11 protein-coding genes are annotated in these 14,328 nt (G+C 67.8%); 10 read left to right on the plus strand and 1 reads right to left on the minus strand.

Annotation, left to right across the window (positions count from 1 at the left end; all coding sequences use genetic code 11):
- Positions 1 to 50 precede the first annotated feature (50 nt).
- The 3 genes from AC07OA_RS20680 to AC07OA_RS20690 all read left to right on the plus strand — a co-directional run bounded on the left by AC07OA_RS20680 (position 51) and on the right by AC07OA_RS20690 (position 5,121).
- Positions 51 to 1,256 carry an acetyl-CoA C-acetyltransferase gene (locus AC07OA_RS20680; RefSeq protein ID WP_494665708.1) on the plus strand — a complete coding sequence of 402 codons (1,206 nt, stop codon included), beginning with the start codon at positions 51 to 53 and terminating at the stop codon, positions 1,254 to 1,256.
- A gap of 18 nt (positions 1,257 to 1,274) precedes the next feature.
- On the plus strand, positions 1,275 to 3,476 hold the full coding sequence (locus tag AC07OA_RS20685) for a 3-hydroxyacyl-CoA dehydrogenase NAD-binding domain-containing protein (protein WP_494665709.1): 2,202 nt from the start codon (positions 1,275 to 1,277) through the stop codon (positions 3,474 to 3,476).
- 430 nt (positions 3,477 to 3,906) lie between these two features.
- Positions 3,907 to 5,121, plus strand: coding sequence for a glycosyltransferase (locus AC07OA_RS20690; protein WP_494665710.1), 1,215 nt, complete (start codon positions 3,907 to 3,909; stop codon positions 5,119 to 5,121).
- A 19-nt stretch (positions 5,122 to 5,140) separates the two neighbouring features.
- On the opposite strand, the gene AC07OA_RS20695 is transcribed toward AC07OA_RS20690, so the two are convergent.
- A complete protein-coding gene (locus tag AC07OA_RS20695; RefSeq protein ID WP_494665711.1) occupies positions 5,141 to 6,154 on the minus strand; it encodes an acyltransferase family protein in 1,014 nt (337 codons plus the stop codon).
- Positions 6,155 to 6,320: 166 nt separating this feature from the next.
- On the opposite strand from AC07OA_RS20695, the gene AC07OA_RS20700 reads away from it, so the two are divergent.
- The 7 genes from AC07OA_RS20700 to AC07OA_RS20730 all read left to right on the plus strand — a co-directional run bounded on the left by AC07OA_RS20700 (position 6,321) and on the right by AC07OA_RS20730 (position 14,317).
- Complete coding sequence (locus AC07OA_RS20700) at positions 6,321 to 6,785, plus strand: hypothetical protein (RefSeq protein WP_494665712.1); 465 nt, start codon at positions 6,321 to 6,323, stop codon at positions 6,783 to 6,785.
- Between the two features lie 245 nt (positions 6,786 to 7,030).
- A complete protein-coding gene (locus AC07OA_RS20705; RefSeq protein WP_494665713.1) occupies positions 7,031 to 8,461 on the plus strand; it encodes an MBOAT family O-acyltransferase in 1,431 nt (476 codons plus the stop codon).
- 10 nt (positions 8,462 to 8,471) lie between these two features.
- Positions 8,472 to 9,467: a hypothetical protein gene (locus AC07OA_RS20710; protein ID WP_494665714.1), complete on the plus strand. Its 996-nt coding sequence runs from the start codon at positions 8,472 to 8,474 to the stop codon at positions 9,465 to 9,467.
- 339 nt (positions 9,468 to 9,806) lie between these two features.
- On the plus strand, positions 9,807 to 10,640 hold the full coding sequence (locus AC07OA_RS20715) for a WecB/TagA/CpsF family glycosyltransferase (RefSeq protein ID WP_494665715.1): 834 nt from the start codon (positions 9,807 to 9,809) through the stop codon (positions 10,638 to 10,640).
- 17 nt (positions 10,641 to 10,657) lie between these two features.
- Positions 10,658 to 11,767: a glycosyltransferase gene (locus AC07OA_RS20720; protein WP_494665716.1), complete on the plus strand. Its 1,110-nt coding sequence runs from the start codon at positions 10,658 to 10,660 to the stop codon at positions 11,765 to 11,767.
- A gap of 75 nt (positions 11,768 to 11,842) precedes the next feature.
- On the plus strand, positions 11,843 to 13,171 hold the full coding sequence (locus AC07OA_RS20725; protein ID WP_494665717.1) for an O-antigen ligase family protein: 1,329 nt from the start codon (positions 11,843 to 11,845) through the stop codon (positions 13,169 to 13,171).
- A 9-nt stretch (positions 13,172 to 13,180) separates the two neighbouring features.
- A complete protein-coding gene (locus tag AC07OA_RS20730) occupies positions 13,181 to 14,317 on the plus strand; it encodes a glycosyltransferase family 4 protein (protein ID WP_494665718.1) in 1,137 nt (378 codons plus the stop codon).
- Positions 14,318 to 14,328 lie beyond the last annotated feature (11 nt).

The raw sequence follows: 14,328 nt of genomic DNA on the forward strand, positions 1-14,328 counted from the left end.
GCCTCTTTGGTTAACGAACCATCCAAGCCTACGCAGGAAGGAGCCATACAATGGCCGACGCTTACATCTTCGACGCCGTGCGCACGCCGCGCGGCAAGGGCAAGAAGGACGGATCTCTGCACGAGATCACCGCCCTGTCCCTGGCCAGCCAGGTCCTGGAGTCGATCCGCGACCGCAACAACCTCGACACCTCGTATGTCGACGACGTCGTGCTGGGCTGCGTCTCGCCGGTGGGCGAGCAGGGCGCCGACATCGCCCGCACCGCCGTCCTGACCGCCGACTACGCCGAGAGCGTCGCCGGCGTGCAGATCAACCGTTTCTGCGCCTCGGGCCTGGAAGCGGTGAACATGGCCGCGGCCAAGGTCGCCTCGGGTGAAGCCCAGCTGACCATCGGCGGCGGCGTCGAGAGCATGAGCCGCGTGCCCATGGCCAGCGACGGCGGCGCCTGGCCGACCGACCCTTCCTCGGCCTTCAAGACCTACTTCGCCCCGCAGGGCATCTCGGCCGACCTGATCGCCTCGGTCTACGGCTTCAGCCGCGACGACGTCGACGCCTATGCCGTGGAAAGCCAGAAGCGCGCCGCGGCCGCCTGGGCCGACAACCGCTTCGCCAAGTCGGTGATCGGCGTGAAGGACCAGCTGGGCCTGACCATCCTGGCCCATGACGAGACCGTGCGTGGGAACACCACCATGCAGACCCTGGCCTCGCTGAACCCCTCGTTCCAGGGCATGGGCGACATGGCGTTCGACGCCGTGGTCACCCAGCGCTACCCGCAGATCGAGAAGGTCAACCACGTCCACCACGCCGGCAACAGCTCGGGCATCGTGGACGGCGCCGCCGGCGTCCTGATCGGCACCAAGGAAATGGGCGAGGCCCTGGGCCTGAAGGCCCGCGCCCGCATCAAGGGCGCCGCCTCCATCGGTTCGGAGCCCTCGATCATGCTGACCGGCCCGTCGCTGGTCACCGAGAAGCTGCTCAAGAAGCTGGGCATGGAGGTCAAGGATATCGACCTCTACGAACTGAACGAAGCCTTCGCGGCCGTCGTCCTGCGCATGATGCAGGCGCTGGACATCCCGCACGACAAGATGAACGTGAACGGCGGCGCCATCGCCATGGGCCACCCGTTGGGCGCCACCGGCGCGATGATCCTGGGCACCATGGTCGACGAGCTGGAGCGCTCGGACAAGGAAACCGCCCTGATCACCCTGTGCGTCGGCGCCGGCATGGGCACCGCCACGGTCATCGAACGCGTCTAAGATCTGAGGAATAGAGACATGGAAAACTTCAAGATCGAAGTCGACGGCGACGGTATCGCCCTGGTCACCTTCGACGTGCCCGGCCGCACGATGAACACCCTGACCGCCGCGGTCATCAAGGAAGTCGGCGAAGTCGCCGAGACCCTGAAGTCCGACGCCGGCATCAAGGGCGCGGTCATCACCTCGGGCAAGACGACCGGCTTCTGCGCCGGCGCCGACCTAGGCGAACTGGGCGGCAGCGGCGGCCTGGGCGGCGCCAGCGCCGGCGGCGAAGAGGGCCTGAAGGCCGCCTTTGAACTGGGCTTCGCGCTCAACAAGGCGTTCCGCGCCATCGAGACCTGCGGCAAGCCCGTGGCCGCGGCCATCAACGGCCTGGCCATGGGCGGCGGCCTGGAGATCACCCTGGCCTGCCACTACCGCGTCGTGGCCGACAATCCGAAGATCCAGCTGGCCCTGCCGGAAGCCAAGGTCGGCCTGCTGCCGGGCGCCGGCGGCACCCAGCGTCTGCCGCGCCTGATCGGCGTGATGGCCGCCGCCCCGTACCTGCTGGAAGGCAAGTCGATGAAGCCGGCCGAGGCCCTGGCCCTGAAGGTCGTGCACGAGGTCGTCCCCGCCGATCAACTGATCGAAGCGGCCAAGACCTGGGTCAAGACCAAGGGCGACCCGGTCGCCCCGTGGGACAAGAAGGACTTCAAGATCCCCGGCGGCGGCCCCTACACGGCCAGCGGCAGCCAGGTGTTCGTGATGGGCAACGCCATGCTGCGCAAGCAGACCTACGGCAACTATCCGGCCCAGCTGAACATCATGAAGGCCGTCTATGAAGGCCTGCAGGTGCCGTTCGACGCCGCCCTACGGATCGAGACCCGCTACTTCCTCAAGACGATGATGTCGCCCCAGGCCAAGGGCATGATCCGCACCCTGTTCCTCAGCCTGCAAGAGCTGGGCAAGGGCGCGGGCCGTCCGGCCGGCGTGCCGCACTACGACGTCAAGAAGGTGTCCGTGCTGGGCGCCGGCATGATGGGCGCGGGCATCGCCTATGTCCAAGCCATGGCCGGCATCGAGACCGTGCTGATCGACCAGACGCAGGAAGCCGCCGACAAGGGCAAGGGCTACGCCGAGGGCCTGGTCAAGAAGGCCGTCTCGCGCGGCAAGCTGACCCAGGAGAAGGGCGACGCCATCCTGGCGCTGATCCACCCGACGTCGGACTACGCCAACGTCAAGGGTTCGGACCTGGTCGTCGAGGCCGTGTTCGAGAACCGCGAAGTGAAGGCCGCCGTCACCAAGCTGGCCGAAGCCCAACTGGCCGACACCGCCGTGTTCGGTTCCAACACCTCGACCCTGCCGATCACCGGCCTGGCCGAAGCCTCGATCCGTCCGGAAAGCTTCATCGGCATCCACTTCTTCTCGCCGGTCGACAAGATGGGCCTGGTCGAGATCATCCTCGGCGAAAAGACCGACGAGGCGACCATCGCCAAGTCGATCGACTACGTGCTGAAGATCAAGAAGACCCCGATCGTGGTCAACGACAGCCGCGGCTTCTACACCAGCCGCTGCTTCGGCACCTTCGTGCAGGAAGGCATGGAACTGCTGGCCGACGGCTACGCCCCGGCCATCATCGACAATGTCGGCCGGGCCACCGGCATGCCCCGCGGTCCTCTGGAGATGCACGACGACGTCGCGCTGGACCTCTCCTACAAGATCGCCCAGCAGACCAAGAAGGACCTCGGCGACAAGTACGAGGAGCGCCCCTTCACCACGATCATCGAGAAGATGGTCGAGGGCGAGGGCCGCTACGGCCGCAAGAACGGCAAGGGCTTCTACGACTATCCCGAAAGCGGCCCCAAGGTGCTGTGGAAGGGTCTGGGCGAGCTGGCCCCGGTGAAGATCGACTCGGTCGACAAGGCCGGCATCGAGGAAATCCGCACCCGCCTGCTGTATCGCCAGGCCGTGGAGGCCGCGCGCTGCTTCGAGGAAAACGTGATTACCGATCCGCGTGAAGCCGATGTCGGCGCCATCCTGGGTTGGGGCTTCGCGCCCTGGACCGGCGGCCCCATCAGCCTGATCGACGGCGTCGGCGCCGCGAAATTCGTCGAAGTCTGCGACAGATTGGCGCAGCAATACGGTACGCGTTTCGCCCCGCCGCAGCTGCTGCGCGACATGGCCGCCAAGGGCGAGACCTTCTACGGCCGCTTCGGCGCCAAGGAAAAGGCCGCCGCCTAGGGCCGGTCGGGCCGGGGGCGCTCGCGCCTCCGGCTTTTCGCCAAACCTAAGCGGTTGATTCGAAAAGACTTCGATTCTGGAGGTCCATTTCGTGGACCGAAGGGATCGAGGATCGTCGAGCGAACCACACGGACGGGCCTGGCGGCGACGCCGGGCCCGTTTGCCGTTCAACCTCCTTTTTTCTCAAGGGGTTGCGGCGTAAGCGTTACTGTAAGGATCGGCGCTTATAGGATATGATCCTGTCAACTGGGGGTCGATCACAACGCCGCCGGCCAAACCCGCCGCTTAGCGCGACGGGGCCGAGTAGCTTTCAGCCGCGCCACTTGGGGGCAATGGGCGCGGCGCCTGTTCAAATCGCTTTTCTGACCGGAGCGCGCGTTCGCACGACGCCGCGCCCGTCGGGAACGCTTGCGCCAAGTCGGGGACTGCTTTGACATCGACCGAGATACGGACACGCCAGCCCGGGAGGCCCTTCGAGACGATCACCGCCCGCGCGGCGCGACGTCTCGGCGAAGGCCTGCTGTCGATCGCCGCCCGGCTCGAGACGACCGGGTCCCAGCGTATCGCCATCCTGATCCATGACCTGCGCGGTGGCGGCGCCGAACGCGTGACGTTGAACCTGGTGAGCGGCATGCTGGCGGCCGGACGCGAGGTCGACCTCGTGCTGGTCCGCGCCCAGGGCGCCTACATGAAAAATGTCCCGCCCGGCGCGCGGCTTGTGAACCTGAACAAGTCCAACGTTTTCAAAGCCGTTCCGGCGCTTGTAGGTTATCTGCGCCGGGAGCGCCCGCGCGCGCTGCTGTCCAGCCTGACCCATGTCAATGTCGCGGCCCTGATCGCCAAGGCCTTCGCCGGCGGCGCCACGCGGGTCGCCGTCACGGAGCATAACCAGATCAGCATCAAGGCCGCCGCGCCCAAGTCCCTGCGCAGCCGGCTGGTCTATTGGTCCGTGCCCCATCTCTACAGCCGCGCAGACCAGGTCATCGCCGTGTCGAATGGCGTGGCCGACAACGTCGCTCAGTTCGCCGAACTGGGGAACGGCCAGGTCAAGTGCATCTACAACCCCGTGTACGGCCAGCGATTGGCGGACGCCGCCGTCGCGCCGGTGGACCATCCCTGGTTTCAGGCCGGCCAGGCGCCGGTGATCGTCGCGGCCGGGCGCCTGCATCCGCAGAAGGGCTTCGACGTTCTGCTGAAGGCCTTCGCGATCATCCGCCAAACCACGCCCTGCAAGCTGGTCGTCATGGGCGAGGGCGAGGAGCGCGAGAGCCTCCAGGCCCTCGCCGGCGATCTGTCGATCGCCGATGACGTCTCGCTCATCGGCTTCGTGCAGAACCCCTACGCGATGATGACCGGCGCCTCGGTCTTCGTGCTGAGCTCACGCTGGGAGGGCCTGCCGACGGTGCTGCTGGAGGCCCTGGCTTGCGGCGTGCCGGTGGTGGCCACCGATTGTCCGAGCGGCCCGAGCGAAATCCTCGACGCGGGGCGGCACGGCATTCTGACGCCCGTCGAGGATCCGCAAGCCTTGGCGGCCGGCATCCTCGACGCCTTGAAGCAGCCGAGAGGCCGCGGCGTCGACCGGGCCAGGGCGTTCAGCACCGAGGCGGCGACCGCCGCCTATCTGGAAGTTCTCGAAGCCCCCTGACGACAGGGCTCCAGAACCCTTACGCCGCGCCCGAGGCCAGGCTTCGCGCCCGGCGCATGCCGTTGATCCACCGCCGGGCCGGCTGCTCGATGAAATAGAAGCTGGCCAGGCCGAAGACCACCGCCAGGGCCAGCAGGGCCAGGGTCGGGAACTGGCCGCGCAGCTTGTAGAACGGCTGCTGCCACAGATAGAGCGAGAACGACCACAGCCCGATCCGCACAAGGACCGGATGCTCCAGCACCAACCGCACGAAGCGCGGCGCATGCTCGATCGTCGCCACCGACACGGCCAGGCACGCCGCGCCCAGGCTGTACTTCACCACGTCGGGCACGGGATTGGTGCTGAGGACCAGGCCCGCCAGGCCCGCCACGATGGGCAGCCAGCCCGGCGCGCGGGTCCCGCGCAGGTGCAGATAGGCCGCCGCGCCCGACAGGATCGAGGCCACCCGCACGTCGGTGCGCCAGTAGACCTCGTAATAGGACCCGCCCAGGGCGGTCTGGACCATGCCGTTGATCATGCACGCGACGGCCAGTCCCACGATCAGCCACTTCACGTCCCAGGTCGCCCGCCGGGTGACGAAGGCCAGCAAGCCCAGCAGCACATAGGCCCACTCCTCGACGCACAGCGACCAGACGTGGTCGTAGATCGGCAGCAGCAGGCCCGGCCCGCCCAGATAGTTGATGGTGAAGGTCAGGGCGGCCACGATGTGCAGCAGGTCCACCTTCAGCAGGCCCGTCGCCCCGAAGATCGCGGCCGCGGCCAGGACGAACACGAACAAGGCCGGCCAGATCCGCGCCACGCGCCGCTTGAAGAATTCCGGCAGCGGGAAGCGCTCGACGAACAGGATCTCGGCCATCAGCCGGCCGCTGAGGACGAAGAACAGCTCGACGCCGAAGCGTCCGACCTGAAGCCCCGGCGTGCCCACATAGTGGCCCAGGAACACGGCCAGAATCGCCACGCCCCGCCAGCCGTCAAGGAACAGCAGCCGTTCACGGCCGTGAACGGTCGGCGTCGCCACTACAAACTCGGCCATGCCCTCAAATCCCTACGGCGTAGCCCCCGAGGGAGGAGGGACATTGGTTTGGGGCGACTTTGCGGCAGCTTGACCATGAAAGCCGCCTCGGGCCACGCGCCGGCCTGGGTATTGGCCGATCGGCTTGCTACAATCGCTCAAACCCTTTGCACGCTTGGGAGACGACATGAGCACGACGCGGTACGGCCTGGCTTTGACGGTCGTCGGCATGGTGGCCTTCGCCCTGGCCGGCTGCGGCGACCCCGCCCCCGACGCTCCGGCCTCGAGCGCCCCGACAGCGACCGCCGCGACCGCCACCACCGAACTGGGCGACCCGGTCACCAGCGCCGTGCTGGGCTCGGCCGAGCGCGCCATCCAGGGTCGTCATCCGGGCGCGGTGATCGTCCTGGCCGAGACAGCGATCAGCAAGACCACGGCCGAGCGCACGGTCTGCGGCCGCTATATCGCCGTCAAGCACAGCTGGCAGGGCCGCCGGTACTTCATCGCCAGCCCCGCCGAGCTGGCCGTGGTGGAAAACACCTCCCGGCGCTGGAAGGACACCTGCGAGGGCGCCGAGCCTATTCCCGGGGCCCTGACCGGCTCGGCCGTCGAGACCGCCGTCCAGGCCGCCGTCGCCCAGGCGCAATCCTAAGCCCCGCGCGGCGTCCGCGTGCGGACGCATGCCCGTTGGGCATCCTCGGTTTTGTCGGGTCCGGCGAGATCGTGGACGGTTGACCCTGTCATGAAGCCCCCATTAGGTTGGCGCCGCTTCGGCAGGGGATTGTGATGCTTTTCAATTCGAACGAATTTCTGTTCGTTTTCTTGCCGATTACCTACGCGATTTACCATTTCGCTCGGAAATACGCCGCGGGATCACTGTGCTTCGCCTTCCTGGCGGTGGCTTCGATTGTCTTCTACGCGATCAGCGACGTCCGCCATCTCTGGCTGTTCCTGGTCTCGATCCTGGTCAACTTCCTGTTCGGACGGCAATTGCTGTCCAAGCCCTCGCGCGCCCTGGTCACGGCCGGGCTCGTCTTCAATCTGGGCCTGCTGGCGGTGTTCAAATACGCCAACTTCGCCGTGGACCAGCTGAACCTCTTCGGCCTGAGCCTGCCCGAACCCAACATCGTGCTGCCGGTCGGCGTCTCGTTCTTCACCTTCACCCAGATCGCCTTCCTGGTGGACGCCTACAAGGGCAAGGTCCGCGAGCTGGACCTGACCCGCTACGGCCTGTTCGTCTCGTTCTTCCCCCACCTGATCGCCGGCCCGATCATCCACCACGCCGAGATGATGCCGCAATTCGAGAGCCGCCGGCGCCTGAACCTGTCGCGCTGGACCGCCATCGGCCTGATGCTGATGGCCGTGGGCCTGATGAAGAAGCTGCTGCTGGCCGACAAGGTGGCCGAGCTGTCCTCGCCGATCTTCGCGGCGGCCGCCAGCGGCGAGACCGTCCACTTCTTCCAGGCCTGGACGGCGACCCTGGCCTACACCTTCCAGATCTATTTCGACTTCTCGGCCTATTCGGAGATGGCCATCGGCCTGTCGCTGATGCTGGGCGTGCGCCTGCCGGCCAATTTCAACTCGCCCTACAAGTCGGTGAGCATCGTCGATTTCTGGCGGCGCTGGCACATGACCCTGTCGCGCTTCCTGCGCGACTACCTCTACATCCCGCTGGGCGGCAACCGGAACGGCAAGTTCGCCCGCTATCGGAACCTGATGCTCACCATGCTGCTGGGCGGCCTTTGGCACGGTGCGGGCTGGACCTTCGCCCTGTGGGGCGCGTTGCACGGCGGCTATCTGGTGATCAACCACCTGTGGAACGGCTCGCGCCCGGCCGACAAGCGCAAGCTGCCGTTCGGCCTGGGTCCGATCCTGACCTTCTTCGCGGTGATGATGGCCTGGGTGCCCTTCCGCGCCGAGAGCATGGCCGCCACCAAGACGATGTTCGCGGCGATGTTCGGCTTCAACGGCCTGGGCCTGCCGCTGGAGGTGCGGGGCCTGGCCAAGCATCTGCACCTGGACCTGACCCGGTTCGGCGTCACCTACTTCGCCGAGAACGACCGGATGATCTACTACACCAACTGGGCCTGGCTGCTGCTGGCCGCGGCCATCGCCTTCCTGGCCCCCAACGCCCTGCAGCTGACGCGCCGCTTCAATCCGGCCCTGGATTCGTCCGAGCTGCGCGAGACCTGGGGCCCGAAGCTGGCCCGGGTGGCGACCTGGCGTCCCGGCCTGTGGTCGGGGATCGCCGTCGGCGCGGCCATCTTCGTGGCCGTGAAGATCATCAATTCGGCCGCCTCGACCGAATTCCTCTACTTCCAGTTCTAGAAGCCCAGGCATGCGCAATCTTTCCAAGGCACGATCGGTCTACGCCAAGTTCCTGGTCGGCGCGGGGGTGGGCTTCGTGGGCCTGGCCCTGATCTGCACGGGACTGTTCGCCGCCCAGCTGGGCCGCCCGACCAAGGAGGGCGCCCAGCGCTGCGCCGTGGTCCAGGCCAAGCAGGACATCGCCGTCGCCGAGACCCGGCCCAAGATCCTGCTGATCGGCGGGTCGGGCGTGCACCAGGGCATCGGCGCCGACCTGATGTCGGCCCGCCTGAACAAGCCGGTGATCAACCTGGGGGCGTTCGCCGGCCTGACCGCCGACGAGCTGCTGTATCGCGCCAAGCAGTCGGCCCGCCCCGGCGACGCCGTGGTCCTGGCCCTGGAATACAAGTACTACAGCGGCCGCATGCCCTCGACCGTCGCGGTCGACTTCGCCATGACCTGCGGCGTGCCCTATTTCGAGCAGCTGCCGCTGCCGCAGAAGATCCAGTACATGATCGCCACCCCGGTCACCCGCCTGTGGGACGTGCTGCGGCACAAGCAGGGCGAGGATCTGGTCGCTCGCGCCCGCGCCCGGATGACGCCCAACGGCGACCGCCGGCGCGACCGGTCCGTCTTCGCGGCCCAGAGCAAGGCCTTGCACGAGCGGGTGTCGCTGTATCGGCCGATGTTCATCCGGGTCGACCAGAAGGGTCCCGAGGCCCAGGCCATCGCCAACTTCGTGACCTGGGCCAAGCAGCACGACGTCTGCGTGGTGGCCACCTGGCCCAACACCATCGGTTTCGCGTCCTACGCCGACGATCCGGCCTTCGACCAGATCCGCGCCCAGTACGCCGCCATCGACGTGCAGGTGATCGGCAAGCCCCAGGACGCCATGCTCGACGCGGGAATGTTCTATGACACCCAGTATCACCTCGATATTCCGGGCATCGAACAACGGACGCACCATTTCGTCGATGTTCTTCAGTCCACGCCCATTAACGATTCAACCTGTCGTGGTCGACTATAGGACCTGCTAACCGGCGCCGTAGAGCGATCCGGGAATGTCGAAATCTTGGGCTCGAAGCATCGTGGCGCCTGAATCAGGATTTTTCGCTTTGTTCCTCGGCTCCAGACCTTCATAAGCGACAATAGTGAGGGCGCGGCCGAGTGGGAAATGGGCCAACCGTCGTCACAATAGGGGTGGATACGCAAGCTAGGGTCTCGGCGACGAACCGCCGCCGGGCAACCAGGTCCGATCGCGCAACCGGTCCCCGGCGCGCGAGCGGCGAATGGTCTGTGTGTGGCGCGGCCCGACGGATCCGATCCGTTCGCTGGCGGCAAGATAGGTGATGAGACAGTAACGCCGATGACCACCGTGACCTCCGCCTCCCGCCCCCTCGACTTCGCCACCGTGCCGATCGGCGGCTTCCACACGGTGATCGCCACCGCCACCCAGTTCGCCGACCGCATGACCGCCGACTGCCTGGCCGCCCGCGCCGCGCGCGCCGCCGGCGCGCCGGTGCTGCCCAAGCTGGCCTTCTCGTCCAACGGCCAGGGCGTGTCCCTGGCCGGGGCGGATCCCGAGTTCCACGGCGTGATGAACGAAGCCGACTTCGTGCACGCCGACGGCATGTCGGTGGTGTTCGCTTCGCGCCTGCCCGGCCGGGCGCGCCTGCCCGAACGCATCGCCACCACCGACTTCTTCCACGACGCCGCCGAGGCGGCGATGAAGGCCGGGCTCAGCTTCTACATCCTGGGCGGCTCCGAAGAGCAGAACCGCACCGCCTACGACGCCATCCAGAAGCTGTATCCGACCCTGCGCCTGGCCGGCCGCCGCAACGGCTATTTCCGCCGCGACGAGGACGCCGCCGTCTGCGCCGAGATCGTCGCCTCCGGCGCCGACGTGCTGTGGGTGGGCCTGGGCAAGCCGCTTCAGGAGCGCTGGTCGGTGGCCAACCGCGAACGCCTGGCCGGCGTGGGCTGGCTGAAGACCTGCGGCGGCCTCTACGCCTTCCTCGCCGGCGAAGCCGTCCGCGCCCCGGCCTGGGCCCAGGCCGCCGGCCTGGAATGGGCCTGGCGGATGCTGCAGGAGCCCGGCCGTCTCGCCTGGCGGTATCTGGTCACCAACCCCCACGCCATGTACCTGATGCTCACGGCCCCGCCGCCCCGGCCGAAGGCAGAGACCAAGGGTCAATGTTAGAGAAAGCGTCGCGTCCGGTGTCCTCAGCGGTAACCTCCTCCAAGATCGCGGTCCTGCTGCACGACCTGCGCGGCGGCGGCGCCGAGCGCGTCACGCTCAAGCTGGTCAAGGGCATGCTGGCCGCCGGTCGCGAAGTCGACGTTGTCCTGGTCCAGGCCAAGGGCGAGTATCTGGACCTGATCCCCAAGGGCGCGCGCCTGGTCGACCTGAACCGCCCGCGCGTTCTGGACGCCGTCTCCGCCCTGGCCCGCTATCTGAAGGAAGAGCGGCCCCGGGCCCTGCTGGCCTCGCTGACCCACGTCAACATCCTGGCGGTGCTGGCCAAGCTGGTCTCGCGGTCGCCGACCCGCGTGGTGATCAGCGAGCGCAACCAGATCAGCCTGAAGGTCGCGACGGCCAAGGGCCTGCGCGAGAAGCTGACCTTCTTCATGGTCCCGGCGCTCTACCGCCTGGCCGACGACATCGTGGCGGTGTCCAAGGGCGTCGCCGAGGACCTGGAGCGCTACGCCCGCTTCAAGCCGGGCCGGGTCAAGGCCATCTACAACCCCGTCTACGACCAGAGCATGAGCCTGGCCGCGGCCGAGACCCCCGCCCACCCCTGGATGGCGCCGGGCGCTCCGCCGGTGGTGCTGTCGGCCGGCCGGCTGAACCAGCAGAAGGGCTTCGACGTCCTGATCGACGCCTTCGCCCAGGTGCGCCAGACCGCGCCCGTCCGGCTGGTGATCATCGGCGAGGGCGACGAGCGCGTCGCCCTGCAGAACCGCATCGACGCCCTGGGCCTGAAGGAACACGCCGACCTCGCCGGCTTCACCTCCAACCCCTATGCGATGATGTCGCGCGCGGCGGTCTACGCCCTCAGCTCGCGCTTCGAGGGCCTGCCGGGCGCCCTGCTGGAGGCCATGGCCTGCGGCACGCCGGTGGTCGCCACCGACTGCCCCAGCGGTCCCGACGAGATCCTGGAAGGCGGCCGCTACGGCGGGCTGGTGCCGGTGAACGACGCCCAGGCCCTGGCGGCCAGCATCGTCAAGGCGCTGGACGAGCCGCGCGGCCGAGGCCTGGCCCGCGCCCAGGCCTTCACCGTGGAAGCCTCGACCAACACCTATCTCTCCGTCCTGGAAGGCGCATGATCCCCGACCACGACACCGGGCGCCAGGGCGCGCGCGTGAACGACGCCGGGCCGCGCGCCCGGTCGGAGACCCCGTATGCGTAGTCCCCAGCCCACCGTCACCCGGTACGGCGCCGAGCGCGGCCCCGAATTCTACTACACCATCCTGGCCCTGCTGCTGCTGGCGGGCGCGATGGTGCCGGTGTTCACCGACCTGACGGGAAGCCGCAACGAGAGCTTCACCGACTCCAACCCCTACAAGCTGATGTCGACGATCGCGACCTTCGCGATCGCCCTGGGCCTGCTGGTGCGGCGGCTGGACGCCACCCGGCGCGTGCTCAGCGACAACATGCTGGTGCTGTGCCTCTTCCTGCTGCCGGTCGTCTCGGTGTGCTGGAGCGTTGACCCGGGCGTGTCGTTCCGCCGCTCGTTCGCCCACTTCCTGACCGGCGCCTTCTGCATCTATCTGCGGGTGACGTTCACGCCCCAGCAGCTGATGCGGCGCTTCATGATCGTGCTGCTGATCGCCGGGATCTGCAGTCTGCTCTACGTGGTCCTGGTGCCCTCGCACGGCATCCACCACGACATCGCCAACCCGGGAGCCTGGAAAGGCGTCTACGGCCACAAGAACTCGCTGGGCCGGGCCTGCGGCCTCAGCATCCTGATCGCCACCCTGTTCACCACCGAGAAGCGGTCCGACACCTATCTGCGCTACGCCCTGCTGGCGGTGGCCGGGGTGCTGCTGATCTTCTCGCAGTCGCGCACCAACTGGCTGATCCTGATGGCCTCGGCCTGCGTGATCCCGCTGCTGGACTTCCTGCGCAACGCCCGGGTCTCGCTGGGCATCCGCCTGACGGTCGTGCTGGTGGCCAGCGCCGTGCTGTTCTTCGCGATCACCGTCGGCGGCGACATGCTGCTGCACTCGCTGGGCCGCGACGCCACCTTCTCGGGCCGCACCACCCTGTGGCGCGGCGTGGAGACCATCGTCGTCGACAACTATCTGGAGCTGGGAGCCGGCTACGGCGCCTTCTTCACCGAGGCCGGGGCCGTCTACAAGCTGGCGCCCTATCTCGCCTACTGGACGATGATCCCCGACCACGCCCACAGCGGCTACATCAACACCTTCGCGGATCTGGGCCTGCTGGGCGTCGGCTTCCTGGCCTTCTTCCTGGTCAGCACCATCGTGCTGCTGATCCGCCGGATCGTGACCGAGCCCGACAACAAGATCTGGCGGGCCTATTTCGTCATCGTCTTCGCCTTCATCGTCTTCAACTTCAGCGAAACGGTGGCCTTCCGGCACAGCGACTTCGCCTGGGCCCTGGTGATCATGGCCCACCTCTACGCCACCCCCACCCGCGTCCGCGCCGCCGCCAAGAACTGGCGGGTCCGGATGGTCCCCGCCCGCTCGAACCCGCACATCGGCTAGGCCAGCGACATGACCTCGTCCTCCCTCTCGATCGGCTTTCCCTATGTCGGCGACCAGATGGGCGGCAGCAGCATCTCCTCGCTGCTGCTGGTCCGCGCCCTGATCGCGCGCGGCCACAAGGTCTACGCCCTGGTGCACGGCGAAGGGGTGATGAAGGACGCCTGCGTCGAGGCCGGGATGCGGATCGTGTCGCTGCCGCCGCTGTCGTCGGTGGCCACTGACGACCGCCCCGACCGCTGGCGGCCCCACCACCTGACGGCGGTGCCGAAGCTGGCCCTGGCCCTGCGCTCGCACGGCCTGGACCTGGTGCACGTCAACGACCTGGCCAGCCTGCGGGCCTGGGCCCCGGCCGCCGCCCTGGCGGGTCTGCCGCTGATCACCCACTGGCGCAGCAACTACAAGAAAAGCCTGTCGGTCGACATCGGCCTGCGGCTGTCGACCAAGGTCATCGCCATCGCTCGCTACAACCAGGCCGCCCTGCCAGCCTGGGCCCAGGCCAAGTCGGTGGTCGAGTACAATCCGGTCATCGAGTCCTATGACGATGCGGCCCGCGCCGAAGCGCGCGCCCGGATCCGCGACCAGCTGGGCCTGGACGACAAGACCAAGGTCATCGGCGTGTTCGGCGCCCACACCGTGCGCAAGCGCACCCACGTGCTGGCCGACGTGCTGCACGCCCTGCCCGACATCGACGGCGCGCCCGTCGTCGGCCTGGCCTGCGGCAAGAAGGCCGAGCCCTACGACCAGATCCTGGACCAGAAGATCGCCGAATACGGCCTGGAAGAGCGGCTGATCCGCCCCGGCTTCGTGACCCCGTCGGGCGACTGGATGGCCGCCTGCGACGTGGTCCTGGCCCCCGCCGAGCGCGAACCCTTCGGCCGCACCGCCTTCGAGGCCGCCCAGGCCGGCGCGCCCATCGTGATGTCGTCCGACAGCGGCGTGGCCGAACTGATCCAGGACGGCGTCGACGGCTATCTGGTGGCGCCCACCGACGTACCGCTGTGGATCGAGCGCTCGGCGACCCTGCTGCGCGATCCGGGCCTGGCCGCGACCATGGCGGCCACGGCGCGCAGCGGCCTTGGCCAATACGCGCCGGCCCCGCACGCCGAGCGCATCGAGAAGATCTACCGCGCCGTTCTCGGCCGATGAAACGGCCCCAG

The sequence above is a fragment of the Caulobacter sp. GW821-FHT09B08 genome (assembly GCF_059418225.1).

Excerpts from the sequence above, each read along its gene's own strand:
- AC07OA_RS20700 (WP_494665712.1), top strand. The coding sequence starts at position 6,321 with ATGAGCACGACGCGGTACGGCCTGGCTTTGACGGTCGTCGGCATGGTG.
- AC07OA_RS20680 (WP_494665708.1), top strand. The coding sequence starts at position 51 with ATGGCCGACGCTTACATCTTCGACGCCGTGCGCACGCCGCGCGGCAAG.
- AC07OA_RS20685 (WP_494665709.1), top strand. The coding sequence starts at position 1,275 with ATGGAAAACTTCAAGATCGAAGTCGACGGCGACGGTATCGCCCTGGTC.
- AC07OA_RS20695 (WP_494665711.1), bottom strand. The coding sequence starts at position 6,154 with ATGGCCGAGTTTGTAGTGGCGACGCCGACCGTTCACGGCCGTGAACGG.
- AC07OA_RS20730 (WP_494665718.1), top strand. The coding sequence starts at position 13,181 with ATGACCTCGTCCTCCCTCTCGATCGGCTTTCCCTATGTCGGCGACCAG.
- AC07OA_RS20725 (WP_494665717.1), top strand. The coding sequence starts at position 11,843 with ATGCGTAGTCCCCAGCCCACCGTCACCCGGTACGGCGCCGAGCGCGGC.
- AC07OA_RS20710 (WP_494665714.1), top strand. The coding sequence starts at position 8,472 with ATGCGCAATCTTTCCAAGGCACGATCGGTCTACGCCAAGTTCCTGGTC.
- AC07OA_RS20715 (WP_494665715.1), top strand. The coding sequence starts at position 9,807 with ATGACCACCGTGACCTCCGCCTCCCGCCCCCTCGACTTCGCCACCGTG.